General features: G+C 72.2%; 22 protein-coding genes. 15 read left to right on the forward strand and 7 right to left on the reverse strand.

What is annotated here, in order from left to right; genetic code table 11:
* Nucleotides 1-139 precede the first annotated feature (139 nt).
* The 7 genes from ACIQM4_RS24120 to ACIQM4_RS24150 are packed head-to-tail and all read left to right on the forward strand — an operon-like array spanning nt 140 to nt 4891.
* Entirely contained in the window at nt 140-256 is a 117-nt protein-coding gene (locus ACIQM4_RS24120) for a keywimysin-related RiPP (protein ID WP_362416699.1), read from the forward strand.
* 19 nt (nt 257-275) lie between these two features.
* Nucleotides 276-2174 carry an asparagine synthase-related protein gene (locus tag ACIQM4_RS24125; RefSeq protein WP_401595211.1) on the forward strand — a complete coding sequence of 633 codons (1899 nt, stop codon included), beginning with the start codon at nt 276-278 and terminating at the stop codon, nt 2172-2174.
* Nucleotides 2171-2446, forward strand: a complete 276-nt coding sequence (locus tag ACIQM4_RS24130) for a lasso peptide biosynthesis PqqD family chaperone (RefSeq protein WP_401595214.1) — start codon at nt 2171-2173, stop codon at nt 2444-2446. The genes ACIQM4_RS24125 and ACIQM4_RS24130 overlap by 4 nt, the downstream gene beginning before the upstream one ends.
* Entirely contained in the window at nt 2443-2856 is a 414-nt protein-coding gene (locus ACIQM4_RS24135) for a lasso peptide biosynthesis B2 protein (RefSeq protein WP_401595215.1), read from the forward strand. Before ACIQM4_RS24130 ends, ACIQM4_RS24135 begins: the two co-directional genes overlap by 4 nt.
* Nucleotides 2846-3010, forward strand: a complete 165-nt coding sequence (locus ACIQM4_RS24140) for a hypothetical protein (RefSeq protein WP_401595217.1) — start codon at nt 2846-2848, stop codon at nt 3008-3010. Before ACIQM4_RS24135 ends, ACIQM4_RS24140 begins: the two co-directional genes overlap by 11 nt.
* 10 nt (nt 3011-3020) lie before the next feature.
* Nucleotides 3021-4409 carry a hypothetical protein gene (locus ACIQM4_RS24145; RefSeq protein ID WP_401595220.1) on the forward strand — a complete coding sequence of 463 codons (1389 nt, stop codon included), beginning with the start codon at nt 3021-3023 and terminating at the stop codon, nt 4407-4409.
* 14 nt (nt 4410-4423) lie between these two features.
* Nucleotides 4424-4891 carry an NUDIX hydrolase gene (locus tag ACIQM4_RS24150; RefSeq protein ID WP_401595223.1) on the forward strand — a complete coding sequence of 156 codons (468 nt, stop codon included), beginning with the start codon at nt 4424-4426 and terminating at the stop codon, nt 4889-4891.
* Nucleotides 4892-5086: 195 nt separating this feature from the next.
* On the opposite strand, the gene ACIQM4_RS24155 is transcribed toward ACIQM4_RS24150, so the two are convergent.
* Nucleotides 5087-5707, reverse strand: coding sequence for a YceI family protein (locus tag ACIQM4_RS24155; RefSeq protein WP_401595225.1), 621 nt, complete (start codon nt 5705-5707; stop codon nt 5087-5089).
* A gap of 241 nt (nt 5708-5948) precedes the next feature.
* Between ACIQM4_RS24155 and ACIQM4_RS24160 the strand changes: the two genes are divergently transcribed.
* The 8 genes from ACIQM4_RS24160 to ACIQM4_RS24195 all read left to right on the forward strand — a co-directional run bounded on the left by ACIQM4_RS24160 (nt 5949) and on the right by ACIQM4_RS24195 (nt 19762).
* On the forward strand, nt 5949-9812 hold the full coding sequence (locus tag ACIQM4_RS24160; RefSeq protein WP_401595227.1) for an endo-alpha-N-acetylgalactosaminidase family protein: 3864 nt from the start codon (nt 5949-5951) through the stop codon (nt 9810-9812).
* Between the two features lie 181 nt (nt 9813-9993).
* Nucleotides 9994-11415, forward strand: a complete 1422-nt coding sequence (locus ACIQM4_RS24165) for a serine protease (protein ID WP_401595230.1) — start codon at nt 9994-9996, stop codon at nt 11413-11415.
* Between the two features lie 110 nt (nt 11416-11525).
* A complete protein-coding gene (locus tag ACIQM4_RS24170) occupies nt 11526-13742 on the forward strand; it encodes a tetratricopeptide repeat protein (RefSeq protein ID WP_401595233.1) in 2217 nt (738 codons plus the stop codon).
* Nucleotides 13743-13785: 43 nt separating this feature from the next.
* Nucleotides 13786-15225, forward strand: a complete 1440-nt coding sequence (locus tag ACIQM4_RS24175) for a hypothetical protein (protein ID WP_401595236.1) — start codon at nt 13786-13788, stop codon at nt 15223-15225.
* Nucleotides 15222-16235 carry a hypothetical protein gene (locus ACIQM4_RS24180; protein WP_401595238.1) on the forward strand — a complete coding sequence of 338 codons (1014 nt, stop codon included), beginning with the start codon at nt 15222-15224 and terminating at the stop codon, nt 16233-16235. Before ACIQM4_RS24175 ends, ACIQM4_RS24180 begins: the two co-directional genes overlap by 4 nt.
* Nucleotides 16232-17752, forward strand: a complete 1521-nt coding sequence (locus tag ACIQM4_RS24185) for an extracellular solute-binding protein (RefSeq protein ID WP_401595241.1) — start codon at nt 16232-16234, stop codon at nt 17750-17752. The genes ACIQM4_RS24180 and ACIQM4_RS24185 overlap by 4 nt, the downstream gene beginning before the upstream one ends.
* A 154-nt stretch (nt 17753-17906) precedes the next feature.
* Nucleotides 17907-19487 (forward strand): acyl-CoA carboxylase subunit beta, encoded by a 1581-nt coding sequence (locus tag ACIQM4_RS24190; protein WP_401595244.1) that lies wholly within the window; start codon nt 17907-17909, stop codon nt 19485-19487.
* Between the two features lie 56 nt (nt 19488-19543).
* Nucleotides 19544-19762 carry an acyl-CoA carboxylase subunit epsilon gene (locus ACIQM4_RS24195; protein ID WP_401595663.1) on the forward strand — a complete coding sequence of 73 codons (219 nt, stop codon included), beginning with the start codon at nt 19544-19546 and terminating at the stop codon, nt 19760-19762.
* Nucleotides 19763-19933: 171 nt separating this feature from the next.
* On the opposite strand, the gene ACIQM4_RS24200 is transcribed toward ACIQM4_RS24195, so the two are convergent.
* The 6 genes from ACIQM4_RS24200 to ACIQM4_RS24225 form a co-directional block, all read right to left on the reverse strand.
* Entirely contained in the window at nt 19934-20515 is a 582-nt protein-coding gene (locus ACIQM4_RS24200; RefSeq protein WP_185034326.1) for an ATP/GTP-binding protein, read from the reverse strand.
* Nucleotides 20496-21122, reverse strand: a complete 627-nt coding sequence (locus ACIQM4_RS24205) for a DUF742 domain-containing protein (RefSeq protein ID WP_401595247.1) — start codon at nt 21120-21122, stop codon at nt 20496-20498. The genes ACIQM4_RS24200 and ACIQM4_RS24205 overlap by 20 nt, the downstream gene beginning before the upstream one ends.
* A gap of 154 nt (nt 21123-21276) precedes the next feature.
* Nucleotides 21277-21690 (reverse strand): roadblock/LC7 domain-containing protein, encoded by a 414-nt coding sequence (locus ACIQM4_RS24210; protein ID WP_030980891.1) that lies wholly within the window; start codon nt 21688-21690, stop codon nt 21277-21279.
* 10 nt (nt 21691-21700) lie between these two features.
* On the reverse strand, nt 21701-25135 hold the full coding sequence (locus tag ACIQM4_RS24215) for a nitrate- and nitrite sensing domain-containing protein (protein ID WP_401595249.1): 3435 nt from the start codon (nt 25133-25135) through the stop codon (nt 21701-21703).
* Nucleotides 25136-25589: 454 nt separating this feature from the next.
* Entirely contained in the window at nt 25590-26180 is a 591-nt protein-coding gene (locus ACIQM4_RS24220; protein WP_401595251.1) for a GTP-binding protein, read from the reverse strand.
* Nucleotides 26161-26577 carry a DUF742 domain-containing protein gene (locus ACIQM4_RS24225; protein WP_401595665.1) on the reverse strand — a complete coding sequence of 139 codons (417 nt, stop codon included), beginning with the start codon at nt 26575-26577 and terminating at the stop codon, nt 26161-26163. Before ACIQM4_RS24225 ends, ACIQM4_RS24220 begins: the two co-directional genes overlap by 20 nt.
* Between the last annotated feature and the right edge of the window lie 57 nt (nt 26578-26634).

The following is a 26634-nucleotide window of genomic DNA, read 5'->3' on the forward strand; positions in this document are numbered from 1 at the left end:
GCCCGGGGGTGCACAGCGGCAGGCGGAACGGCTCAACTGTTCCGGGCCGTAACGGAGTTCACACGGGTCACACCGTGCACTTGCGTAACGGTGTCCTACTGCTCGGTGCACCCCCATCCACGGAGAGGACGTGACGACGATGAAGAAGACCTACGTCAAGCCGTCGCTGTTCAACCAGGGCGACTTCAGCAAGAAGACCGCCGGCATGTTCTACGCGTCGTGCAAGGAGTTCTGGTCCCGCAAGCTCTGCATCTGAGCGGACGGGTAACCGACTGATGAAGATGCCCGGTCACCTGCATCTGCGTGACTTCTTCGCCGTCCTTCCGGACACCGCCGAAGGCGAGGCGGCGGCCGGGCACCTTCGCTCGGCCGCGCCCGCCGCAGGCCCCGCGCTCACCACCGTCAGCCATCCCTCGGGGCGGCCCTGGATCGTCGCCCGGCTTCTCGTACGCAACCTGGTCAAGGTCGCCCGGGGCGCCGACGCCCTCGTCCTGATCGGGCCGAACAAGGTCCCCGCCGCGTCCCTGGAGGCCGTGCTCGGCCCGGCCCGCGACACCCCCGACCTGCACCGTCGGCTCGCCGCGCTGCCGGGGCTCGGGCACGTCGTCTCCCGGCTGGGGGCCGAGACCTGCGTACGGGGCACGGCCTCCGGCCACCGCCGCGTCTACCACGCCGCACACGCGGGCGGGCGCCTCGCATCCGACCGTCCCGCCGTCCTCGCCCAGCTCACCGGGGCCGACCTCGACGAAGGCGCCCTCGCGCTGCGCCTGCTGGACTTCGTCCCGCACCCGCTGCGCGAACGGCCGCTCTGGCAGGGCGTCGAGGAGATCGACCCGGCGTACGCGCTGCTGCTGCGCGCAGGAACCCACTCGGTCCGGCGCTGGTGGTTGCCACCGAAACCCCGGCTCACCGCGGCCGAGGGCGCGCCCCTGGTCGCCGCCGCGCTCGGTGCGTCCGTCGCCGCCCACCTGCACGGACGTACCAGCGTCAGCGGCGAGCTCTCCGGCGGCATGGACTCCACCGCCGTCACCTTCCTCGCCCAGCGGGCCGGCGCGCAGGACGTCACCCTGCTCACGGTGGCCGCCCGGGACGACCGCTCGCAGGACCAGCTCTGGGCGGAACGGGCAGTGGCGCAGGCCCGCGCGGCGGCCGAAGGCAGCGGCCGCAGGATCGAGCACCGTATCGTCCCCGCCGCGGACGCCCCCCTCTTCTACGCCGACCTGGCGGGCACGGCCGGTGAACTCCTCGACGAGCCCTTCCCCGTCGCTCCCGCCCGCGCCCGCGCCGCGATGCTGCTCGGCCGCGCGGCCGCCACCGGCTCCGAGTACCACCTCACGGGCTACGGCGGCGACGAACTCTTCAATGGACTCGCCTCCGCCTGCCAGGACCTGCTGCCGGGCAAGCCGGTCAAGGCCTGGAGCCGGATGAGCGCCCTGCGCCACCAGTCCGGCTGGCCGCTGCTGCCCACCCTGCGCGGCATGCTCTTCCCGCCCCCGTTCCGCAGCTGGCTCGCGCACTCGATCGCCGGGGACGCCACCGCCGACGCCAGGACCCCGCAGGTCTCCTGGGGGATGCGGCAGGCCCTGCGGCCCTGGCTCACCGACCGGGCGGCGGCGCTGATCCGCGAGGAGTTCCGCAGGGCGGCCCGGGAGGCCCGGCCCATCGCGCCGCGCCCGGGGCGCCACATGGACATCGACACCGTGCGCCTCGGCGCCCGCTACTTCCAGTCCATGGAGGACCTTGGCGCAGGCCTCGGACTGCCCGTCGCCGCGCCGCTCCTCGACGACCGGGTGATCGAGGCCGTGCTCGCGGTGCGGGTGGAGGACCGGGTCGTCCCCTGGCGGTACAAGCCGCTCCTCGTCGAGGCGATGCGCCCGGTGGTACCCGACGTGCTGCTCTCCCGTACGACGAAGGACGACATGTCCGCCGACGACGTCCAGGGGCTGCGCGAACACGCCCCCGCCATCAAGGACCTGTGGACGGACTCGCTGCTGGCCTCCCGCGGGCTCATCGACGCCGAGCGGCTGCGCCGGCTCGCCGACGACCCGTTCTCCCCGGTGCTCCAGCGCTACCCCATCGACGCCACGGTGTCCTGCGAGGCCTGGCTGCGCACGGCCCAGGGTGCCTGGCCGGCACCGTCCCCCGCCACGACCACCAGGGAGGCCACCCCATGAGCGAACTCCGGCTCCGCAAGGGCATAGCCGTCACCACCACCGAGTACGGCAGCGTCCTGCTCGACGAGAAGGACGGCACCTACTGGCAGTTGAACGAGTGCGGCGCACTCGTCGTGACCGCGATCCGCGAGGGCAGGTCCCCCTCCGACGCCGTCGAGCAGCTCCTCGCCGAGTACGAGGTGGAGCGGGCCGAGGCGGAGGCCGACGTCGCCGAGCTCACCGCCCGGCTCGTCGAGGCGAAGATCGTCACCCGGTCCGGCGGCGCCCGATGACCACCGAGATGACCATGCCGCGGCGCGGGGCGGGCCCCGGCGGCCTCCGGTTGCGTACCGCCGTCGCGGCGGCCCTCCTGCTCGCCAGGCTCAGACCGGGCCGGCTGCGCCGGGTACTGACCCTGCTCGGCCGCGGCGCGCGCCCCGCCACGTACGACCAGGCCCTGGAGGCGTACCGGTCCGTGGTCGCGACCAGCCGCAAGTGCGCGGGCTGGTACGGCTGTCTGCCCCGCTCGATCGCGATCGCGCTGACCTGCCGGATGTCGGGCACCTTTCCCGACTGGCACGCGGGCGTCCGCGACGCACCGCCGTTCCAGCCGCACGCCTGGGTGGCGGCGCAGGGCCGGACGGTCGGTGAGGACGTGCGCGACTTCCGGCCGCTGATGAAGGTGACGGCGGGTGGCAGGTGAGAAGGTGCGGCGCGGTGAGAAGGTGCGGCGCGGTGAGAAGGTGCGGCGCGCCAACTCCCCGCCGCGACGTAGTTCGCTCCCGAGCGCGGTGCTCACCCAGGGCTGGAGCGCGGTCACCGTGAGCAACACGTGCATGTTCGAACACATCGGGTAGCGTCAAAGGTATGAGGTCCAGGTCGTTTTCCGTCGTATCGGCCCTCGCGGGGTCGACGTTGCTCGCGCTGCTCACCTTCGCTCCGGCCGCCGCGGCCGCGACCGACGTGACGGACGTGGGCAACGCGCTCAAGAACGGGCCCGTGTACGTCGCCCCTGAGGTCCGCGGCCAGCTCTCCCAGGCCGACCAGGACGCGCTGGCGCGGAAGATCGAGGACGCGGACAAGCCGCTGTTCGTGGCGGTGCTGCCGCGCAGCGCCGAGTTCCCGCCGACCGACGTCCGGCAGAACCTGCGCAACGCGACCGGGGTCACCGGCGTGTACGCGGTCCGTCTCGGCGACGGCTTCGAGGCGGGCGCCGACCCGCGCTCGCTGCCCCGCGCGTCGGTCCGCAACCTGGTCGCGGCGGCCAAGACCCCGGCGGGCCTCGACGCCGCGACCCAGCTCAACACCTTCGTCGACCAGGCCCTGCCGCAGATCAAGGGCCACGCCCCCGCCTCCTGGGACGGCGGGTCGAACGACGGCAGCACCGGCGTCGGTGTGCTGGCCGGGGTGGGCGCCGTGGTCGTCGTGGCGGGCGCCGGCGGTTACGTCCTCGTACGCCGCAGCCGCAAGCGCAAGGAGGAGGAGCGCCGCGCCGCCCTGAGCAAGCTGACGGTCGTCGTCGACGAGGACATCACCGCCTACGGCGAGGAACTCGACCGCCTGGACTTCCACCCCTCCGAGCCGGGCGCCACCGACGAGATGCGCACCGACTACGAGCACGCGCTCGACCTGTACGAGACGGCCAAGTCCAAGATGGCCGCGGTCCGCGAGCCCAATGACGTCCGAGGCGTCACCGAGGCCCTGGAGGACGGCCGGTACTCGCTCGCCGTCCTGGACGCCCGCCGCACCGGCGCCCCGCTCCCCGAACGCCGCGCGCCCTGCTTCTTCGACCCCAGGCACGGCCCCTCGGTGGCCGACGCGACCTGGACCCCGGCGGGCGGCGCCGCCCGTGAGGTACCGGTCTGCGCGGCCGACGCGACCCGTATCGCCGACGGTCAGGACCCGGCCGTCCGCACGGTCGACACGGCGGACGGCCGCCGCCCCTACTACGACGCGGGCCCGGCGTACGGTCCGTGGGCCGGCGGTTACTTCGGCGGCGGGATGCTCCCCGGCCTCCTGGTCGGCACCATGCTCGGCTCGATGCTCGCCTCCCCGGCCTACGCCTCGGACTTCGGCGCGGGCACCGGCTTCGACACTGCGGGCGCGGGCTTCGAGGGCGGTGACGTCTCCGGCTCGGACTTCGACCCGTCCTCGTTCGGCGGCGGCGACTTCGGCGGTGGCGGCGGGGACTTCGGCGGCGGCGGGGACTTCGGCGGGGGTGGCGGCGGAGGGGACTTCGGCGGAGGCGGTTTCTAGGGGATGGTGTCCCCATGAGTTTCCGGCTGGCTGCCTACGCCGTGTGCGTCGAGGACGGGCGGGTGCTGCTCGTCCGCTGTGTGGAGCCGGGGGGCGGGAGCATCTGGTCCCTGCCGGGTGGTGGGGTCGAGCACGCGGAGGACCCGTTCGACGCGGTGGTCCGCGAGGTCGCAGAGGAGACCGGCTGCACGTCGAAGGTGCTGCGACTGCTGGGGGTCGACTCAAGGGTGATTCCCGCGGCCCAGGCGCGGGCCGGGACCTCACACCAGAACGTCGGCATCTTCTACCGGGTGGCCATCACCGGCGGACGGCTGCGCCCCGAACCCGGCGGTGAGGTCGCCGAGTCGGTGTGGACGCCGTTCGCCGAGGTCGAGGGGCTCCGGCGGTCCTCACTCGTGGACGTCGGGCTGTCCCTGGCGAGGAGCGCCCCCGCGTCCGGCCATGTCCCGCCCGTGCCGGTGGGCGGTCTCGTCCAGCACTGAGTCCAGCTCCGGGTCCAGGGCTGAGTCCAGCACTGAGTCCAGCTCCGAGTCCAGGGCTGAGCCCAGCAGCGAGTGCAGCGCCGAGAGGCGGGCGGTCGCGCAGGTAGTCGCGTAGCGCGCGGGAACGACGGCGGGCCGGGGTGGTCGCCCCGGCCCGTTGTCGTATGTCCGTACCCCTGTCCGCACCCCGTGGGTTCAGGCCTGCGCGTTCCTGATCGCCGAGATGTCGAAGTTCAGCTTGATCTTGTCGCTGACCAGCACGCCGCCCGCCTCCAGCGCCGCGTTCCAGGTCAGGCCCCAGTCCGAGCGCAGGATCGTCGCGCTGCCCTCGAAGCCGACGCGGTCGTTGCCGAAGGGGTCGGTGGCGGTGCCGTTGAACTCCAGGTCGATGGAGAGGGGCTTGGTGACGTCCTTGATGGTCAGGTCGCCGGTGATCCGGTAGTCCGCGCCACCGAGCTGCTCCGCCTTCGTGGAGCGGAAGGTCATCTCGGGGTACGTCTGCGCGTCGAAGAAGTCCGCGCTGCGCAGGTGGTTGTCGCGGTCGGCGGCGCCCGTGTCGATGCTCGCGATGCGGACGGTGATCGAGGCCTCCGATGCGGCCGGGTTCGTGCCGTCGAGCTTCAGCGTGCCCTCGTGGTCGGTGAACGAGCCGCGCACGTTGGTGACCATCGCGTGGCGGGCCGTGAACCCGATGCTGCTGTGGCTGGCGTCGATCGTGTACTCGCCGGTCAGGGCGGCCAGGGCCGGGTCCACGGCGGTGGGGGACGTGGTGGCGGTGGTGGTGGCGGTGTCGTTGCTGCGGCCGAAGAGACCCATGGTGTTCCTCCTGGGAGCGGGTGTGACTTTGTTGTTGAACCTTCAACATGAACGACCATAGCGCGATGATGTTCAATATTCAACCTTTACGGTCGGGTAACCCCGTCGAGCCGTCGCAATTCAGTCGGACGGGTGAACCGCACCCCGCTTGGACTTCCGGGCGGGGGTTGTTGGACTGGCGGGGACGTACGGCCCCGATGTCGTTGACGGGGCCGGTGGGCGGCGGGCTTACTCAGGCCCCATGTCGCTGAGATTCCGTGCGTCGTGCGCTGTGGCCGCCGCCTCGTCCGTCGTGTTCGCGCTGGCAGGTCCGGCGCTCCCCACGTCGGCCGCACCGGCCCCCGCCCCCGCCGACACCGCCGTCATCCACTCCGCCCAGCTGTCCGTCGCCGTCGCCAAGGACTTCCCCCGCGTCGTGTCGTACACCGACCGTGCGGGCGGGGCCCGACTGCTCGGCAGCACCGGGCCGGTCACCGAGATCGTGCTGAACGGCACGGCCCACCCCGTCAAGGTCAAGGCCGCGCCGGTGCTCAGGTCCGGTTCCGCCGCGTACACCCTCGTGCTGCCCGCGCTGGCCGGCGTCGAGATCGACGCCACCCTGTCCGTCAGCGGCCGGACCACCACCTTCAAGGTCACGGCGGTACGCGACACCGAGGCGTTCCGCGTCGGCACGATCGACATACCCGGGCACGACCTCGTGTCGGTCGGCAGCGAGGAGGCCGGCGCCGGGACCGCGTTCACCCGGCTCGACCCCGACTCCACCCGCACGGCCGACGTCTTCGGGAAGGTGAGTGAGGCGACCCCCGTGGACGCCGCGCCCGTCGGCGCCTCGTACGGGATCGTGAACACCGGCGCACTCGCCGCCGCCGTCGAGTCCAACTCCTCGTACGACAAGCCGAGCGGCGCGAGCGCGAAGGACGGCGCCCGGCTGTGGCACCGGGCGACCAAGGGCCCGGACGGCGGCGTCCGGGTCGGCCTGTGGTCCGGGCAGTGGACCTACCGGGGCGAGGGCGCCGCGAAGCCCGAGAGCGGCAAGGACCTGCCGTGGGCCAAGGTCGTCGTGACCCCGGACGCCAACGGGGACCGGACGGTCGACTGGCAGGACGGCGCCGTCGCCTTCCGCTCGATCGGCATCGCGGCACCGGGCTCGAAGGAGACCGCGGACCGGGTCGTCACCCACATCCCGTTCAACTTCGCCAGCCAGGCCACCCACCCCTTCCTGCGCACCCTCGACGACGTCAAGCGCGTCTCGCAGGCGACCGACGGCCTCGGCCAGCTCGCCCTGCTCAAGGGGTACGGATCCGAGGGGCACGACTCCGCGCACCCCGACTACGGCGGCAACTACAACAAGCGCGCCGGCGGCCTCACCGATCTGAACAAGTTGCTCAAGGACGGCAAGAAGTGGGGCGCGACCTTCGGCGTGCACGTCAACGCCACCGAGTCCTACCCCGAGGCGAAGGCCTTCGACGAGAAGCTCGTCGACAGGACGAAGCCCGGCTGGAACTGGCTCAACCAGAGCTACTACATCGACCAGCGCCGCGACATCAACAGCGGTGACCTGGAACGCAGGTTCCAGCAGCTGAGGGACGAGACCGACCGCAACCTCAGCCTGCTGTACATCGACGTGTACTACACCCACGGCTGGATCGCCGACAAGACGATGCAGGCAGTGCAGAAGCAGGGCTGGAACGTCGCCACCGAGTGGGCGGAGAAGTTCGAGCACGCCTCGCTCTGGTCGCACTGGGCCAACGACCTCGACTACGGCGGCAAGACCAACAAGGGCCTCAACTCGCAGATCATCCGGTTCATCCGCAACGGCGAGAAGGACATCTGGAACGACGACCCGATCCTCGGCCAGACCGCGATCGAGGAGTTCGAGGGCTGGACCGGCGAGAGCGACTGGAACGCCTTCTACGACAACATCTGGCAGCGCAACCTCCCCGCCAAGTTCCTCCAGCACCAGCAGATCCAGCGCTGGGAGAAGGACCGCATCGACTTCACCGGCGGAGTGCGCGGCGCCGTGGAGAACGGCAAACGCGCCTTCTACGTCGGCGACGCCAAGGTCCTCGACGGGTCCGACTACCTGCTCCCGTGGGACGGCGGCAAGAAGCTCTACCACTACAACAAGGCCGGCGGGAGCACCACCTGGACCGTCCCCGACCAGTTCGAGCACGCCGGGTCCTTCACCGTCAGCAAGCTCACCGACAACGGCCGGGTGCGGACCGCGACCGTCCCCGTGCAGAACGGCAAGGTCACCCTCCAGGCCGCCGCGGGAGTGCCGTACGTCCTCTACCCGGCCGGCCGCACCCCCGCCGCCCGCGACGCGCAGTGGGGCCAGGGCGGCAAGGTCGCCGACCCCGGCTTCAACGACGCGAAGCTCGGTGCCTGGCGCACCACGGGCAAGGTCGTGCGCGACACCGACGACCAGGGCCGCAACAGCGCCGCCCTCACCGGCACCGCCGCCGCCTCACTCTCGCAGCGCGTCACCGGCCTCAGGGCGGGACAGCGCTACACCGCGTCCGCCTGGGTGGAGGTGCAGCCCGGAACCTCCCGGCGCACGACCCTGTCCGTCGGTGGCAGGGAAGTCGCCGTCGAGCGGTCCACCGCCAAGGAGCAGACCGCCGCCAACGACTGGCACGGCACGTACTTCCAGCGCGCCAAGGTCAACTTCACGGCGCCGCGCAACGGTTCCACCACCCTGGACATCCGTGCCGCCCAGGCCGATTCGGACACCCGGGTGCGGATCGACGACGTACGCCTCGTCGCCAACGCGCCGGCCACCAGGCCCGGCACCCTCGTGCACGACGACTTCGAGGCCGTCGACCAGGGCTGGGGCCCCTTCCTCAAGGGCGACGCGGGCGGCGACACCGACCCGCGCACCCATGTCTCGCAGAAGAACGCCCCCTACACCCAGGCCGGCTGGAACGGCAAGCGGATCGACGACGTACTGGGCGGCAAGGAGTCGCTGAAGTCCCACGAGGAGAACGACGGGATCGTCTACCGCACCGCCCCCTGGACCGTGCCCATGAAGGACGGACACCGCTACAAGGTGGAGTTCGACCACCAGTCGAGCCACGCCGGGGCCTACGAGTGGATCACCGGGTACGACCGGATCGGCGCCGACGGCAAGCCGGCGTCCGTCGGCAGCCACAGCACCCCCATCGGTGAGCAGCGCACCACCGCGCACCACTCCGAGACCGTCACCGCGGGCTGCGGCGACACCTGGGTGGGGCTGCGCAAGAAGGCCGGTGCCCCCGAGGGCGCCGACTTCGTCCTGGACGACTTCACCGTCACCGACCTGGGCCCGGCCACCGCAGGCGCCGCCTGCGGGGACCTCACCGTGACCCCGGCCGCCGGTGCCTTCGAGCCGGGACAGCCGCACGAGGTCAAGAGCGTCTTCACCAACTACGAGAGCGCCCCCGCCACCGGTGTGGCGCTGAGCCCGGTCCTGCCCGAAGGCTGGCGGGCCGAGCCCGCGGACCCGGTCACCTTCCCGGCCGTCGCACCGGGCGCCGAGGTCACCGGCAGCTGGCAGGTCACCCCGCCGCTGGACGCCAAGTACCAACCCTACGAGGTCGGTTCGAGCGCCGCCTACACCGTCGGAGGTACGGCGAAGAAGCTCACCGCCACCGCGAGCGTCCGCACTCTCCCGCCACCGCCCGCCGAGGACGCGTACGCCAGCGATCTCGACTGGACGGCCAGTGAGAACGGCTGGGGCCCGGCAGAGAAGGACATGTCGAACGGCGAGACCGCGCCGGGCGACGGCAAGCCCCTCACCCTGAACGGCACGGTCCACGCCAAGGGCCTGGGGACCGCGTCACCCGGCAGGATCCGCTACTACCTGGGCGGCGGGTGCACCTCGTTCACGGCCCAGGTCGGGCTGGACGACGTCCAGACCACCCGGGGCAGCGTGCAGTTCAGCGTGCTGGCCGACGGCGCCGAGAAGGTGAGTTCGCCGGTGCTCAGGGGCGCCGATCCGGGGTGGGCGCTCAGCGCCGACCTGACCGGCGCGAAGTACGTCGACCTGGTGACCGGGGACGGTGGCGACGGGCCGGGCAACGACCACGCGGACTGGGGCGGGGCACGGTTCCACTGCGGCGGCTGAGCACGCCGCAAGGCTGACTGACGGCCCCTCGCACGGAGAAATCTGTGTGAGGGGCCGTCAGTGTGCTTGTGCAGCAAGCGGGTTGGGGTGCGCCGGAAAACTCCGTACCCGCCACACGAAGTGCCGGGTTCGCCGCGGATTCGCTGGAGCGGGACCGTCACCCGGCGTATCCTCGGGCGCCATGGAGGCGGACGGGGACGTCCACAGGGACGAGGGAATCTACGCGTCGTGGCGGCTGAGGCTGTGGCGCGGCGACCCGGTGCGCGAGGTCTGCGGCGCGGGCGTACTGCTGACCGCCGACCGGGCACTCACCTGTGCGCACGTCGCGGTGGACCGGGACACCCCGCTGTGGGTCGACTTCGTCGCCGCCCCCGGGGCGCCCGCCGTACGGGCGAGAGTGACCGAGGACGGCTGGTTCCCCTCCGCCGGGCCGAGTGCTCTGCCGGGGGAGAACGAGAAGGAGCTGGACGTCGCGGTGCTCGCGCTGGAAGCCGGGGTCCCCTCGCTGCGACCGGCCAGGCTGCACCGTGAACTCGTCACGGGGGAGCGGGTGTTGATGACGGGGCACCCGGAGGAGGCCCCGGCGGGTCTGACCCTGGGCGCGACCGTGCGGGGACTGCGGGAGCGGTGGATCCAGCTGGACCCCGAGCGCGGGAACGTACTCCACGGGTTCAGCGGCGCGGGGGTCAGCGTCGACCCCGGGCCCCGGCACCGGGAACCCGCGCCGGACCGGCCCCCGCCGCCGCTCAGGGTGGTGGGGCTGGTGGTCTCCGACCAGGCCGTCGCCCAGCACCGGCTGCCCACCGACTACGACTACATGGTCCCCGTCGACGAGATCGCACGGGCGGTGCCCCTCGTGGCCGGCCTCGCCGCCCCGTTCGACTGGGACGACGCACTGTGGGCCAGGGTGTGGACCTGGTTCCACGGCCAGGACCAGCCCTCGGTCAAGATCAGCGTGCTGGAGGAGGGGTCGGACCGGCACCGCACCTTCAGATTCGCCCGCCACCTCGCCGACGTCGACCACGACGCGGCGGCGCCGGGGGGCGTGCGCGCGCTGGCCGAGCAGGTCGTACGGACGCAGGGGGACGCTGTCGGGGACGGCGCGGCCTGCCGGGACTGGCTGCTGACGGGCCAGTACGCCGAAGCCCGCCGAGCCACCCCGTACCGGCTGCGCGGCAGCGTCCTCGTCACCGGGCTCGACCGTGCCCCCGAGCGCGAGGCGACCCTCGCCCTGCTGGGCCGCGCGCACGCCGCCGGGTTACGGCTGCTGCTGGTCTGCGACTCGTACGGGGAACCCAAACGGCAGGCCGAGCAGCAACTCCTCGACCCGGCCCTTCGCACCCACTCCAGGGCCCTGGTGGAGAAGCTCTACCAGGGTGAGAAGAGGCGCAGGGCGCAACGCAAGTACGGCCGCGGGGCCGGGTCGACGACCGGCCGCCCGCACCCGCCGGACGTCGCCGTCGCACGCCACGAGGACTGGGTGCGGGCGACCGGTCAGAGCGACCCGCGCCGCCGCATCCGCGCCCTGCGCAAACTCCTCAGAAGACTGGACCGGGACCTGTACGCCCTGACCGCCGAGCTCGGGCGGGGGACGGGCGAGTGACCCCGTGCCCGCACCGGGCCCTGTCCGGAGACAGCTGCCCAGGGGGCGTCCTGCCCACCGGGTACTGCGACAGTTGCGGCCGCTCCGCCACCGCCCCGCGGCTGGCGGACGTGCCGAGCCCGCCGGGCGAGGAACACCTCCTCGCACTGCCCGACCGCAAGGTGCCCGACGCGGTCTCCCGGGTCCTCGACCGGCAGGCGCGCGCCGACCTGCCCATCAGGTGCGGAGCCCGCGACTGCCGGGCCGACATCGGCTCGCTCACCGAGGAGAGACCCCCGGACAAGGGCTTCTGCCCGCGCTGCGGCAAGCCGTACTCCTACGAACCCGCACTGGGCGAGGGCGACACCCTGGGCGAGCACTACACCGTGCGGGGCCCGCTCGCCAACGGCGGGCAGGGCTGGGTGTACCTCGCCCACGACGCCCACCTCGACGACAAGCCGGTGGCGGTCAAGGGCCTCCTCAACCGGCACGACGAGGAGGGCGCCAGGCGTGCGGACAGCGAACGCCGCAACCTCATCGCCATCCGCCACCCCCGCATCGTCCGCATCCTCGACTACGTCGAGGTACCCCGGACGGCGGACGAGGAGCCGACCTCGTACATCGTGATGGAGTACGTGGGCGACCTCACGCTCGCCGAGATCGCCGCCCGCACCCGGCGCGGCCAGAACCCGCTCGGCGCCCCGCTCGACATCGAGCACGTGCTCGCCTACGGCGTCCAGATCCTGGAGGCCCTCGGCCATCTGCGGTCGATGCGCCTCGTCTACGGCGACATGAAGCCCTCCAACGTCATCCACGAGGGCACCGGCATCAAGGTCATCGACCTGGGCGGGGTCCAGCCGGCCGACGGCGCGAACCGCCCCACCCCGCTGTGCACCCCGGGGTTCGCGGCCCCGGAGGTGAAGTCGACCGGGGTCACCGTCGCGCACGACATCCACTGCCTGGGCCGCACCCTGGCGGCGCTCGCGGACTGCGCGGTGACCACCGGGGGCTGCGAGGTCGGCATCGACTCGTTCCGCCGGACCGTCGCCCGCGCCACCCACCGGGACCCCGCGGGGCGGTTCGCGGAACCGGAGGAGATGGCGGAGCAACTGCGCTTCGTCGCACGGGAGATACGCGCCCTGCGCGGCCGGAGGGACCCGCCGCGCCCGTCCCGGCAGTTCGTCCCGTCCGTGCACCTGCTGGGTGACCGGCTCGGCACCGTGCCCGGCCCCGAACACTGGCTGCGCAGGCCGGTGCCCTCCCGCCGCGCGCCCTGTGACGCCCCCTTCCTCGATCCGGGCACCCCCACCGCCCTGGAGGTCGCCCGGGGGCTGCCCGCCCCGACGCCGCGCCCCGGCGACAGCCAGGAGTGGCGGTTCGGCATCACCGGTTACGATCCCGCCCAGCCGCTCGGCCAGCCGCCGCGGGGCGGACCGGTCGAGGAGTCGGCGGAGGTCTGCCTGCACAACGTGCGGCTCCTGCTCTGGAGCAGCCGCCCCGACGCCTACGAGCGGGCCGCCCGCGAGCTCGAAGCCGCGGGCCGGATCCTCGGCAGCGGTACGGACCACCCGAACTGGCGGCTCACCTGGCACCACGGCCTGCTCGCCCTGTGGCGTGCCGACCGGGGCGGGCGAACGGCCGCCCGGCAGGGCACGGCGGACGCCACCTCGGGGGAGGCCGAACTGCGCGCCGCGCAACGGCACTTCCTGCGGGTGCACGGCGCGGTGCCGGGGGAGTACGCACCGAAACTCGCCCTCGCCTACTGCGCGGAACGGCTCGGCGAACCCTCGGCGCCCGGCCTCACCGCCGAGGCCCTGTACCGCACGGTCCTGGCCCGCAACCCCTCCCAGGGCGGCGCGGCCCTCGGCCTCGCCAGGATCGCCCTCGCGGACGGCGACCGGGAGCGGGCGCGGCGCGCGCTGGAGCGGGTGCCCCCGGAGTCCCGCGACCACGCGGTGGTGCGGATCGCCGAGATACGGGTCCGGGGGGCCAGGCTGCGGACGGAACGGGAACCGGACGCGGGACGGCGGCAGGACCGCCGGGGCCTCGTCGACGCGGCGCGGGCCCTGCACGAACTGGACGCCGACAGCGCGGTACAGCTGCCGGAGGAACTGGTGAGCCGCCTGGCGACCGAGCTCGACGAGTGGCTCCTCGACACGCTCGTGGCACAGGGCCAGGGCCAGGGGCCGGCCGCAGGGACGGCCGGCCGCAGGCCCGCCGGCGAGCGTGCCGTGCGCTTCCGGCTGGACGCCGCCTACCGGACGATGGCCGGCCGGTGCGGCCGACGGGAGGAGTCGGAACACCTGGTGGACCTGGCCAACTCGGTACGCCCACGCACACGTTACTGAGGCCTGCTGCTGCTTCCCGATGCCTTGAGAGGAGGTCCTTCGGATGGGAACCGCCCCTGCCGCCGGGCCGCGCCACCGGCTGACCGTCGAAGGTCCGGGTGACCACTGGCCCGGCGCCGGGCCGCAGACCGTCACCGCCGTCGTCCGTGTCGGGGCCGGGGCGGCCGAACAGGCCCCGCCGCCCGACGAGTTGGGTGTGATCATCGCGGTGGACTTCGCGCCGGGGCGGGTCGAGGAGACCCGCGAGGCGGTCGCCGCAGCCGTGCGCGCGCTGCCCGAGGGAGCCTCCTTCGCCGTGCTGGGCGGCGATTCCGTCACCGCGCACCCCGACACGGGCGGCTGGGCCGTGGCCGACGAGGCACGGCGCAAGCAGGCCGTGTTCGTGGCCACCCGCCTGCTGCCGCTCACCGCCGCCGCGCGCGGTGGCTGCCTGACCTGGCTGGAAAGGGCGCGGACGATGGCGCGGGAGCATCCGCGCCGCATCGTACGACTGGTGATGATCACCGACGGGGCGGGCACGGGGGTGGACGGACTCGATGCCGAACTGGACGCCTGCGAGGGGAGGTTCACCTGCGACGTACTGGGCGTGGGGGCCGACTGGGAGGCGGAGGTACTGGCCCGGATCGCCCGCCGGCTGCACGGCACCGCCGCACCGGTCTCGGGCCGGGTGGCCGAGGCGGTCGCCGCGGTGGTCGGCCGGCTGGGCGCGCTCCGCGACCCCGAGCTCCCGGTGTGGGTGACCCCTCGAAGGGGCGTACGCCTGCTGTCCCTGGAGGAGACGTTCCCGTCCCGCCGGCCTCTCACGCCGTACCCGGCGGGGCCGGGGGAGGCGGGGGAGCCGGCGGGGCAGCCGCCCGGTACCGGCCCGGCCCCCGGCCGCCTGCTGTTCCGCACCTACGCCTGGGCGACCGAGGAACGGCACTACCTGCTGACGCTGAGCGCGCAGGCGGGCAGCGATCTGCACCACGAGGAGATCCAGTTGGCGATGGTGTCGGTGCCGGGGGCGGACGCGGCCGTACTCGTCCGGTGGACGGCGGCCGTGCGGGCCGACCCCGCCCCGGCGCGTTCCCCGGTGCCGTACGGCGGCGAGGAGAGCCGGCACGTCCAGTACTCCCGCATGGTGGAGGAGTTCAAGAGGGGGCTGGACGCCCTCGCGGCAGGGCGGGAAGGCTCGGCCGACCGGCACCTGAAGAACGCGTCCGGCCTCGCCGGCAGACTCGGCGACCGCAGCCGGCTCGCCCACATCAGGGACGCGCAACTCCAGCTTCGCGCCGGAGCTGCGACCGGCGACGGCGAAGCGGCCCGCCCCGTCCCGCTCACCCACCTCCTGCTGTCCGCGCTCACCGGCCCGGGGACGCCGCCCCCGGCCGGCCCGACGTCCGGCCCGGCCGCGCCCTGTGTGCGCCCCGGCTGCGGCAGGCCGGTCCGGGCCGCCGCGACGTTCTGCGTGTACTGCGGCACGGAGCAGGGGGGTCCCGCGTGAGAGTGGTGCCCCGCAGATGGCGCGGCCGCGGCAACTCGCGGACCCGCCGTCTCCTCGAACTCCACATGGTGGCGGCCGGGCTGCTCGGCGCGCTGGCCGTGACGCTCCTGCTGGTCTCGTACGCCGACGTGCACCGCGAGGTCCCACGGCTGCGCGAGGTCTCCGCGCCCGCGGTCCGCGAGGTGGTCGCCGTCAGACTCGCGCTGACACGGGCCCAGACGTACGCGGAGAAGGCCCAGCTGGGCGGGGCCCTGGAGGCCAACGAGAACTACCCCACCCAGCGGTTCGCCGCGGAGGAGGGCCTGTCACAGCTCGCGGCGGGACAGATCGCGGGCAAGGAGGGCGAGCGGACGCTGGGCACCCTGCGCGGCCTGCTCGGCAGGTACACCGAATCGATGGGGCAGGGGATCTGGGGCTACGACGACCTCTCGCTGACCCGCAGACAGAAGATGACCGAGGGCAGGACGATCCTGACCAGGGGTGAGACCGGCATCGTCGACCGGCTGACCGCCCTCCAGCGCCTGCAACTCGCGCAGGTGGCCAGGGACACCGGCACGGATCCGGCACAGCACGTGGTCGCAGGCGTGGCGGAGGCGGCTCTGCTGGGCACCGGGGTGACGCTCGTCTCGGCGTGGGCCGTGCTGCGTAGACGCTGCGGACGCAGATTCAGCCGGTCACTCGCGGGCGGCCTGCTGCTGGTGCTGCTCCTCGCCGTGCTGCCGCCGCTCTGGACGTCCAGCACCCAGCGGGCACTCGACGGCGCGCGCGAGCGGCTCAACACCCTGGAGTCCCGGGCGGCCCCGGGGCGGGCGGGAGCCCTGGCCGACCCGGACCTGGCCCAGTTGGACGTCAAGGAATCCGTCCGCGAGATCGACGGGGGGCTGGCCGACGCCTACCGGCGCGCCCCGTACGTATGGGGCGTCGGAGCGGCCGGCCTCGCCATGGTCGCCCTGCCCCTCTGCGGCCTCGGCCGCCGGCTGTGGCTGGACTACTGGAAGGTCGCCCCATGACCCGGATGACGGCACGCGCCCTGCCGCGAGCGGAAGGCCGCCCCGCGACCCCGGCCCCGGCACGCGCCCTGCCGCGGGCGAAGGGCCGCCCCGCGACCCGGGGCCCGGCGCGCGCCCTGCGGCCGGTGATCCTCGCCCTGACCGTGCTGCTCGCGGGCTGCGGCCTGGCCGCACCCGGGCCCGACCGGCCGCAGGCGGTGACGGTGCTGGGCCCGTGGACCGGAGCCCAGGGCGACGCCTTCCGCGCACTGCTCGACGGCTCGGGCGTCCCCTACTCCTACGAGGGCACCGCGGCCCAGCGGGAGGTGCTCCTCTCCCAGGTCCAGTCCGGCTCCCCGCCCGACGTCGCGGTCCTGCCGGGAGTGGGTGAGCTCGCCGAGTACGCCCGCGGCAAGCACCTGCGGGACCTGGGGAGCATCGACCCACCGCTCTACGACCCGGAGCAGTACGGCGCCCCCTGGCAGCCGAGACTGCCCGACCTGCCCGGCCAGGTCTTCTGGGTCCCGCTGAAGGCCGACCTCAAGAGCCTCGTCTGGTACCGCAAGGGCGAACCGGCGCCGACCTCGCCCGCCCCCCTCCCGGCCTGGTGCATGGGCATGGGGGACGACGGCGCGTCCGGCTGGCCGGGCAGCGACTGGATCGAGGACCTCATGCTCCAGATGTACGGCACCGAGGTCTACACCCAGTGGGCGACCGGCAGCCGGGACCCGGCCGGCCGGACCCTGGTCCCGTGGACCGACCTCCGCGTCCTGAAGGCCTGGCAGACCTGGTCCGCACTGATGGCCCAGGACGTGCGGGAAAAACCCGGGAGGACGGGCACGGGCGAGGCCCCGGACAGGGAATCGGACAGGGAATCGGACAGGGCCCGGGGCGCGGACCCCGGCGAGGTCCCGGACCAGGCCCCCGCCGGCGGAGCCGCCGAGCGGGCCCTGCTCACCGACCACCGCGGCGAGCCGCACAGCGGCGGTCTGCTGTTCTCCCTGCCCGGCTGCTCGCTCGAACACCAGGGCTCCTTCGCCCGTACGGCCTTCTACGGCGACGAGCACCGCGACGACGTCGCGGTCGTCGGCTCGGAGCGTGTACTGCCCGGCTCCCCCTGGGGCCGGAGCCAGGCGCAGGCGCGTGGCCGCGAGGTCTCCGGCGACTTCGCCGTCCTCTTCAACGACACCCCCGGCGCCCGCCGTCTGCTCCGGCACCTGGCCTCCGAGGAAGGTCAGCGGAGCTGGGCGAGGGACGCCAAGGTGTTCTCCGCGAACTCGAAGGTGCGGGTGGCCTCCGACGCGGCGGACACGTTCATCGAGAAGAACCTCGTGGGCGGGCAGCGCCTGTGCCTGGACGCGTCGGACCTGATGCCCGCGACGGTCAGGGACGCCTTCTACGAGGCGACCCTGCTCCAGCTGGCGGACCCGACGTCCGATCCGCTGCCGCTGCTGAAGTCGCTCCAGCGGGTGCAGCAGCGCGAGGAGGAGGAGACCGAGCCGCCCTGGCTGACCGGGGTGTGCAGCGCGCCGCAGTGAGGCCCTTTGTGACCTCTTTACAAAAAGCTCCGCCCCCGGACGGGGATTCACTCCCTTCCCGGGCATGGTTCTGTCCGGCCTCAACAGGGATCCGGTCCGGAGACTGTGCAGAGTCGACGGACCGTTTTCTTGTCGTTCTTCGTAGGGTCGACACATGACCGTTTTGGATACTCCGGGCGAGCCCACCGACTCCCGCGGCCGGGTGGCCGAGCTGCACGCGCTGCGCGAGCAGGCCCGCCGCGGCCCGAGCGACCGGGCGACCGAGGCGCAGCACGCCAAGGGCAAGCTCACCGCCCGCGAGCGCATCGAGCTGCTGCTCGACCCGGACTCCTTCAAGGAGGTCGAACAGCTGCGGCGGCACCGGGCGACCGGATTCGGCCTGGAGAACAAGAAGCCGTACACCGACGGTGTCATCACCGGCTGGGGCACGGTCGAGGGCCGCACGGTCTTCGTCTACGCGCACGACTTCCGGATCTTCGGCGGCGCACTCGGCGAGGCGCACGCCACGAAGATCCACAAGATCATGGACATGGCCATCTCGGCCGGCGCGCCGCTGGTCTCGCTGAACGACGGCGCCGGCGCCCGTATCCAGGAGGGCGTCTCCGCGCTCGCCGGCTACGGCGGCATCTTCCAGCGCAACACCCGGGCCTCCGGCGTCATCCCGCAGATCAGCGTGATGCTCGGCCCGTGCGCGGGTGGCGCGGCCTACAGCCCCGCCCTCACCGACTTCGTCTTCATGGTCCGCGAGACCTCGCAGATGTTCATCACGGGACCCGACGTGGTCCGCGCGGTGACCGGCGAGGAGATCACCCAGAACGGTCTGGGCGGCGCCGACGTGCACGCCGAGACCTCGGGCGTCGCGCACTTCGCGTACGACGACGAGGAGACCTGCATCGCCGAGGTCAGGTACCTGATCTCGATGCTGCCCTCCAACAACCGCGAGAACCCGCCGACGGTCGTCTCCGAGGACCCCGCGGACCGTCGCGGCGACGTCCTGCTGGACCTCGTCCCGGCCGACGGCAACCGCCCGTACGACATGCGCAAGGTCATCGAGGAGCTCGTCGACGACGGTGACTACCTGGAGGTCCACGAGCGCTGGGCCACCAACATCCTCTGCGCCCTGGCCCGTCTGGACGGCCAGGTCGTGGGCATCGTCGCCAACCAGCCGCAGTCCCTGGCCGGTGTCCTGGACATCGAGGCAAGCGAAAAAGCTGCCCGGTTCGTCCAGATGTGCGATGCTTTCAACATCCCTATCGTGACGCTCCTCGACGTCCCGGGCTTCCTGCCCGGCGTCGACCAGGAGCACGGCGGGATCATCCGGCACGGCGCGAAGCTGCTGTACGCGTACTGCAACGCCACCGTGCCGCGGATCTCCCTGATCCTGCGCAAGGCGTACGGAGGTGCGTACATCGTCATGGATTCCCAGTCCATCGGTGCGGACCTCACCTATGCCTGGCCGACGAACGAGATCGCGGTGATGGGCGCCGAGGGCGCGGCCAACGTGATCTTCCGCAAGCAGATCGCGGAGGCCGCCGACCCCGAGGCGATGCGCGCGCGCATGGTCAAGGAGTACAAGGCCGAGCTGATGCACCCGTACTACGCGGCCGAGCGCGGACTGGTCGACGACGTCATCGATCCGGCGGAGACGCGCGCGGTCCTCATTGCGTCGCTTGCGATGCTGCGCAACAAGCACGCGAACCTGCCCTCGCGCAAGCACGGCAACCCGCCCCAGTAGGCCCTGTGACCCCCGAGACTTCTGTGCACGACGACGAGACGGAGACGACGAAACCGATGAGCACCCCCGCCGACACGGCTGCCACGAAGAACCTGCTGCGCGTGGAGAAGGGCGAGGCGGCCCCCGAGGAGCTCGCCGCGATCACCGCGATCCTGCTGGCGCGCGCCGCCGCGCGGCCGGCCGAGGTCTCTGCCCCGCACGCCCGCACCTCCGCCGGCTGGCGCCGCCTGGAACGCACCCCCGGCTTCCGCGCCCCCCACAGCTGGCAAGGCTGACCCACGGCGCCGACAGGGGCGCCCCACAGGGGCGCGGGGAACTGCGCGACCAGCCACGACGCACCCGCACGAATCACCACCCGCGCCACCCCTCTGCTCACGCAAAAGGGCCCGTCCTGCTGAGGAATCCTCAGCAGGACGGGCCCTTTCCGCGCACCCCGTACGGACGTACTACCGCAGGCGCGCCATCAAGGCATGCTCCACCAAAGTGATCAGCGCGCTCTTCGCGTCCGCCCGGTGCCGTGCGTCGGTGGTGATGATCGGGGTGTCGGGCCCGATCTGGAGGGCCTCCCGGACCTCCTCCGGGTTGTACGGCTGGTGGCCGTCGAACCCGTTGAGGGCGATCACGAAGGGCAGTCCGCTGTTCTCGAAGTAGTCGACCGCGGGGAAGCAGTCGGCGAGCCGGCGGGTGTCCACCAGCACGACGGCGCCGATGGCACCCCGTACCAGGTCGTCCCACATGAACCAGAAGCGGTCCTGGCCCGGCGTACCGAAGAGGTACAGGATCAGGTCCTGGTCCAGCGTGATGCGGCCGAAGTCCATGGCGACCGTGGTGGTCGTCTTGTCACCGGTGTGGGTGAGGTCGTCGATGCCCGCCGACGCGGACGTCATGACGGCCTCGGTGCGCAGCGGGTTGATCTCCGACACGGCTCCGACGAACGTCGTCTTGCCGACGCCGAAGCCGCCCGCCACCACGATCTTCGCGGAGGTTGTGGAGCGGGCTGCTCCGCTGCTAGAGCTTGCGAAGTCCACTGAGCACCCTTTCGAGCAGTGTCACGTCTGGCTGACCGCCCGCGGCTTCGTCGCCGCCGGGCTGGTGAATGGCGACGAGTCCGGCCTCTGCCAGGTCGGCGACGAGGATCCGGGCAACGCCGAGGGGGATGGAGAGCAGTGCCGAGATCTCGGCCACGGACTTGATCTCACGGCACAGGTGGCAGATCCGCTGGTGCTCGGGCAACTGCCCTTGCAGCCTGCTCGGGTCCGCCGTGGTGCTGACCAGCGCCTCGATGGCGAGCTGGTAGCGGGGCCTGGTACGGCCGCCCGTCATGGCGTACGGACGCACCAGGGGGTTGTGGGTGCCGCCGCCGGGGGAGGAGGACGACGGGGAGCCCGCGCGACCCGTGTGGCGCGGCTGCACCGGCTGGATGCCGGGCTGCGCCCGGTGCGGACCCTGCTGCGCACGCTGCGGCTGCTGAGGGGGCGGCTGCTGCTGGTACGGACGGCCCTCGTGCGAGGAACGGCTCGGTGTGGAGGGGAAGTTGAAGCGGTTCTGCGAGGGGTCGCCGGAGCCACCCTGACCCTGTCCCGGGCCGCGGCCATAGGGCCAGTCGGCCGACGAACCGTTTGGGGGCGTTGCCACGTTCTCCTCCTCCGACTGCACTGCGGGCGCCATGCACTTGTGGAGCCACGTCCCCGAACCCTAAAGCCCGGGGACACCAACACGCACGGGGTGTCTGCTAGTTGAGAACACTTGTGTCTGCCTGTTCGACTTCGGGCAGTTGTCCAAGCGATGCTCAGTTGAGCAGACTCCCCTGGAGCTCGGCCCGCAGGTCCGGGGTCAGCACCGTGCCGGCCCGGTCCACGAGGAGCGCCATCTCGTAGCCTACGAGGCCGATGTCGGCGTCGGGGTGCGCGAGCACCGCGAGCGAAGATCCGTCGGAGATGGACATGATGAAAAGGAATCCACGCTCCATCTCCACCACGGTCTGGTTGACGGCGCCGCCCTCGAAGATCCGGGAGGCACCTGCCGTCAGCGACGTCAGACCGGAGGCCACGGCCGCCAGTTGATCGGCACGGTCACGCGGGAAACCTTCGGACATCGCCAGCAGGAGTCCGTCGGCGGAGACCACCACCGTGTGCGACACCCCGGGGGTGTTGTCCACGAAATTGGTGATCAACCAGTTCAGATTCTGCGCCGCCTGGCTCATCGGGCTCACACTAACGCTCCTGGTTGTAGGTACTACCCGGTCCACTGTGCTGATCGTAAGTGGCCGCTTGGTCCTGGTCGGTCCCCGCGCTGCGTCCCCGCTGGACACCGCGGCGCAGGTTGCTCAACCTGCCCCTGACGTCCTCGGGGGCGCGGGAGACCTGGGGGCCGCCCTGCGGGGTCTGCTCGGCGGCGCCCTCGACCAGGTTGGCCTTGGGCACCCGCTTGGGGAGGCCGGAGGGGGTGACCCCGCCCGCCTTCGGGTCCTTGAGCTTCTCGGCCCGCTGCCAGCGCTCGTCGTTCGACGTGCGCCAGCTGTCGTCCGCGGCCTCGCCCGCACCGGCGGCCCCCTGCGGGGAGACCTCCGCCTGCGAAGGTCCCGGCGCCTGGAAGGACTGCGGTGCCTGCGGGGCCTGGGACCGCGGTGCCTGCGGCTGCTCCGCCCGGGGCGCCTGCTCCTGCTGCTCGGCGCCGCCTGCGGACCTGCTGTGCCGGCTGAGCATGCTCTCCGGACCGGACTGGCTGCCACGGCGCGGAAGGCCGGCGTCGGTCATGGCGTGACCGGCGCGCGGCGCGGGAGGAGTGGATCCCGGGCGGTCGAAGCCTACGGGGTCCTGACCTGCCGTGGGAGCGTCGGGGGCCGTCTGGCCGGATTCCGCTTGCGCCGGGAAGGCGGGGTCGTAGGCGGTCTGGAAACCGTTCTGATCCTGCCAGTTGGCCTGCTGAGGCTGCTGAGGAGCCTCAGCGTAGGACTGGTACTCGGATTCCGTATAGCCCTGCTGCGGCTGTCCGGTGTACCGCTCGGTCGAGCCGAAGGAGTCCCGCGGACCGAAGCCGTCGAAGCCGCCGGAGGACGTGCCGGGCGCCGCCGGGTAGCCGTTCTGGCCGTACGAGGGCTGCTGCTGGTCACCGTCGCCGTACGGGGCAGCCTGGAAGGAGGGGTCCTGGTAGGAGGGGTCCGGGTAGCCGGGGCCCTGGCCGGGCTCCTCGTACCGCTGCTCCTCGTAACCGCCCCGCTGCTGCGGCACCTCGTCGCGGAACAGCGGGCGGTCCTCGCCCTGTCCGGGCCGGCCCTCCAGGGCCGCCCTGCGCTCCTCGCGCTGCAACGAGCGGTTCACCGGATCGAGCGGTGTCCTGGCGGGGCCGTTACCGGGCCCGTCCGGCCGGCCGTGCTGCCGGTCGTACTGCGAGTCGTCGAAGCCGAGTTCGGCCGCGGTGCGCATCGGGGCGGCCTCGAAGGCGGGCTGCTCGGGAGCGGACTGCTGGTCGGCCATGATCGAGGAGACGGTGAAGTCGCCCTGCGGCTGGTTCTCGCCACCGCCACCGTGGGTGATCGCGTCCGGCAGCATGACCAGCGACGTCGTACCGGCCTGCTCGCCCGAGGGACGGAGCTGGACCCGGATGCCGTGCCGGTCGGCGAGCCGGCCGACCACGAACAGCCCCATCCGCTGCGAGACGGCGGCGTCCACCGTCGGCGGATTGGCCAGCTTGTGGTTGATGTCCGCGAAGTCCTCCGCGGTGAGACCGATGCCCTTGTCGTGGATCTCGACCATCACGCGGCCGTCCGGCAGCCGGGTCGCGGTGACGCGGACCTTGGTCTGCGGCGAGGAGAACGTCGTCGCGTTCTCCAGGAGCTCGGCGAGCAGGTGCACGAGGTCGGTCACGGCCTGGCCGTGGATCTCCGACTCGGGGACGCCGGTCAGCTCGATGCGCTCGTAGTTCTCCACCTCGGAGGAGGCGGCGCGCAACACGTCGACCAGCGGAACCGGCTGGTTCCAGCGGCGGCCGGGCTCCTCGCCCGCGAGGACCAGGAGGTTCTCGCCGTTGCGGCGCATACGGGTGGCCAGGTGGTCGAGCCGGAACAGGCTCTCCAGCTGGTCCGGGTCGGCCTCGTTGTTCTCCAGGTCGGTGATGAGGGTCAGCTGGCCCTCGATCAGCGACTGGTTGCGGCGGGAGAGGTTGGTGAAGATCGCGTTGACGTTGCCCCGCAGCATGGCCTGCTCGGCAGCGAGCCGGACGGCCTCGCGGTGCACCTGGTCGAAGGCGCGGGCCACTTCGCCGATCTCGTCGTGCGAGGTGATCGGGATGGGCTGCACCCGGGTGTCGACCCGGCCGGGCTCGGTACGGGAGAGCTGGTCGACGAGCATCGGCAGCCGCTGCTCGGCGATGGAGAAGGCGGCGGTGCGCAGACGCTTCATCGAGCGGCTCATCTGGCGGGCGACCGTGCCGGCCAGGATGAAGGCGGCGAGCAGGGCGACCACGACGATCGCACCGTTGATGATCGCGTCGTTGCGCGAGCTCTCGGAGATGGCCGCCGCGTCCGTCACGGCCTTGTCGACGAGCTCGTTCTCGATCTGCGAGTAACCGTCGAACTTGGCCGTCGACGCGGCCATCCAGGTCTCCGGGACGATCCCCTTGGCGGCGAGCGCGCGGGTCGACTGACCCTTGCAGATCTCGGCGGCCATGCCGTCGAGCATCGAACCGTTCTTGGCCGGCGGCGTCGGGAAGGGCTTGCCCGCGGCGCGCGCGGCGGCCTGGGCCGCCGCGAGCTTCTCGGCGCCGTCCTTGGCCTTGCCCTGCATGACCTCGCGGAGCCGGTCCACGTCGTGCTGGGTGCCGCCCGACGCGTACTCGCCGAGGGCGATCGTCTCCAGGTAGTTGTACGAGCAGAACGCCTTGACCTGGCCGTCGTAGATCGCGCCCTCGCCGTTGCCGCTCGGCCGGATCAGCAGGTGCATGCCGATGGCGCGCTGCAGGGACTCGGCGGCCTTCGCCAGCTCGACCGCGTACACGGTCCTGCCGTACGAGGTGATGTTGCCGGAGCCCAGGCTCAGTTCGTTCGACACTTCCATCAGGAAGTGCTGGACGTCGCGGTACCCCTCTTCGGTGGCGACCGGGTTCTTGCTCTCGACGGCCGCGGTGTAGGCGGTCTCGCGCAACGCGGGGAGCAGCGGCTCGGCCTGCTTGATGCGGTTCAGTCGGTTGCGCAGGCCCTGGTTGTCGGGCGCCGCCTTGACCGCCGTGTCGAACTTCTGCTTCGCGGCGTCGGTGACGGCCTTCGCCGCGGTGACGTCCTTGCCCTCGCGGTTCTTGTTCGCGAGCAGCGGGGCGGCGGTCAGGTCGCGCTCGTTGAGCAGCGCGTGGCCGTACTCGGCGGCGGCGCGCACGATGAGCGCGGTCTTCTCCGCGTCCTGCGCCTGCCGCCAGTTGTTGACGGAGCCATTCACCTGGAAGCCACCCATGACCAGGGCGACCAGGGCGGGTATGAGGAGGATCGCGTTCAGCCGGGTGGCCACCCGCCAGTTGCGCGGTGACATCCTGCTGGAACTGCCGCTCTGCGGAGCGGCTTCCGGAACCTCGGCGGCACCCGGCGCCGCAGCACGCGACGGCGGGGTGAAGTTGCCCCGCGTCTGCTGCTCTGCGGAGCTCTTCTTGCTTCGCCTCACTCGACCAACAACCTCTCGGCGTCGGCACCTACGCTGTGCCGTGTTTCGTTCCGGGCCGTACTTCACTGCGCGACCGCCGGCACCCGTTGCGCGGGCCGGCCGCTCGCCATACTCGTGCCACCTGCTCGGACTGCTCGTACTTACTCAGGAGTTTCGCCGAATTCCAGCACGGCCGACGGTTGTGGACCAAACAGCCGGGGCGTCGGGTTCCCAGTGGCCCATCCCTCAGATAAAACGGGCATAAAGAACGAGCCCCGTCAAAAGACGGGGCCCGTATGAGCGCAGCGACACCGAGCGAACGCGCCGGGTTGCCTTGCTCCTGCAATTCTCATTCGAAACGTTATGAACTCCACCGCGGACCAGGGCCGAAGAGTGTCGTACGCCACAGCCCGCCCCGGCCCGGCTACGACAACTTCCGTATATGGAGCCCCACTTGTGTCCTACCCCGGCCGGACTACTTCAGCCGGGCCATCAGCGCGTGTTCGACCAGCGTGATCAGGCCGCTCTTCGCGTCCGCACGGTGGCGCGCGTCGGTCGTGATGATCGGGGTGTCGGGCCCGATCTGCAGCGCCTCGCGCACCTCGTCGGGCGTGTACGGCTGGTGGCCGTCGAACCCGTTGAGGGCGATCACGAAGGGCAGTCCGCTGTTCTCGAAGTAGTCGACCGCGGGGAAGCAGTCGGCGAGCCGGCGGGTGTCCACCAGGACCACGGCGCCGATGGCGCCGCGCACCAGGTCGTCCCACATGAACCAGAAGCGGTCCTGGCCCGGCGTACCGAAGAGGTACAGGATCAGGTCCTGGTCCAGCGTGATGCGGCCGAAGTCCATCGCCACCGTGGTGGTGGTCTTGCCCCCGGTGTGGGTGAGGTCGTCGATCCCCGCGGACGCCGAGGTCATGACGGCCTCGGTACGCAGCGGGTTGATCTCGGAGACCGCCCCCACGAACGTGGTCTTGCCGACGCCGAAACCACCGGCCACCACGATCTTCGCGGAGGTGGTGGACCGGGCGGTCGCGCCGGTGGCGCCGTCAGAGCTTGCGAAGTCCACTGAGCACCCTTTCCAGCAGCGTGACGGCCGGCGTTCCGTCGGCGTCCGCGCCCTCGCCCGGCTGGTGGATGGCGACCATCCCGGCCTCGGCCAGGTCGGCCACCAGGATGCGGGCGACGCCGAGCGGCATCGACAGCAGGGCCGAGACCTCGGCCACCGACTTGACCTCGCGGCACAGGTGGCAGATCCGCTGGTGCTCGGGCAGCAGCGTGGACAGGTGTGCGGGGTCGGCCGTGGTGCTGACCAGCGCCTCGATGGCGAGCTGGTAGCGCGGCCTGGTCCGGCCGCCGGTCATCGCGTAAGGGCGTACCAGCGGCTGGTCGCCCTCGTATGCGTCGTACGGCGCGTCGAGATGCGCGCCGCCGTACGAATCGTGAGAGGCGGGGGGCGGGGTCATGGGTCCTCCGGGCATGACAGCAGGGTGTCGGCGTGCCGTCTGACGGGGCCGGTGGGG

The sequence above is a fragment of the Streptomyces sp. NPDC091272 genome, from assembly GCF_044757485.1.
In the GTDB taxonomy this organism is placed as follows: domain Bacteria; phylum Actinomycetota; class Actinomycetes; order Streptomycetales; family Streptomycetaceae; genus Streptomyces.

What these genes read in the sequence shown, in the direction of transcription:
- ACIQM4_RS24190 (WP_401595244.1), top strand. Translation starts at nt 17,907, where the DNA reads ATGACCGTTTTGGATACTCCGGGCGAGCCCACCGACTCCCGCGGCCGG.
- ACIQM4_RS24150 (WP_401595223.1), top strand. Translation starts at nt 4,424, where the DNA reads ATGAGTTTCCGGCTGGCTGCCTACGCCGTGTGCGTCGAGGACGGGCGG.
- ACIQM4_RS24175 (WP_401595236.1), top strand. Translation starts at nt 13,786, where the DNA reads ATGGGAACCGCCCCTGCCGCCGGGCCGCGCCACCGGCTGACCGTCGAA.
- ACIQM4_RS24145 (WP_401595220.1), top strand. Translation starts at nt 3,021, where the DNA reads ATGAGGTCCAGGTCGTTTTCCGTCGTATCGGCCCTCGCGGGGTCGACG.
- ACIQM4_RS24120 (WP_362416699.1), top strand. Translation starts at nt 140, where the DNA reads ATGAAGAAGACCTACGTCAAGCCGTCGCTGTTCAACCAGGGCGACTTC.
- ACIQM4_RS24210 (WP_030980891.1), bottom strand. Translation starts at nt 21,690, where the DNA reads ATGAGCCAGGCGGCGCAGAATCTGAACTGGTTGATCACCAATTTCGTG.
- ACIQM4_RS24155 (WP_401595225.1), bottom strand. Translation starts at nt 5,707, where the DNA reads ATGGGTCTCTTCGGCCGCAGCAACGACACCGCCACCACCACCGCCACC.
- ACIQM4_RS24135 (WP_401595215.1), top strand. Translation starts at nt 2,443, where the DNA reads ATGACCACCGAGATGACCATGCCGCGGCGCGGGGCGGGCCCCGGCGGC.
- ACIQM4_RS24125 (WP_401595211.1), top strand. Translation starts at nt 276, where the DNA reads ATGAAGATGCCCGGTCACCTGCATCTGCGTGACTTCTTCGCCGTCCTT.
- ACIQM4_RS24130 (WP_401595214.1), top strand. Translation starts at nt 2,171, where the DNA reads ATGAGCGAACTCCGGCTCCGCAAGGGCATAGCCGTCACCACCACCGAG.
- ACIQM4_RS24185 (WP_401595241.1), top strand. Translation starts at nt 16,232, where the DNA reads ATGACCCGGATGACGGCACGCGCCCTGCCGCGAGCGGAAGGCCGCCCC.
- ACIQM4_RS24195 (WP_401595663.1), top strand. Translation starts at nt 19,544, where the DNA reads ATGAGCACCCCCGCCGACACGGCTGCCACGAAGAACCTGCTGCGCGTG.
- ACIQM4_RS24160 (WP_401595227.1), top strand. Translation starts at nt 5,949, where the DNA reads ATGTCGCTGAGATTCCGTGCGTCGTGCGCTGTGGCCGCCGCCTCGTCC.
- ACIQM4_RS24225 (WP_401595665.1), bottom strand. Translation starts at nt 26,577, where the DNA reads ATGACCCCGCCCCCCGCCTCTCACGATTCGTACGGCGGCGCGCATCTC.
- ACIQM4_RS24165 (WP_401595230.1), top strand. Translation starts at nt 9,994, where the DNA reads ATGGAGGCGGACGGGGACGTCCACAGGGACGAGGGAATCTACGCGTCG.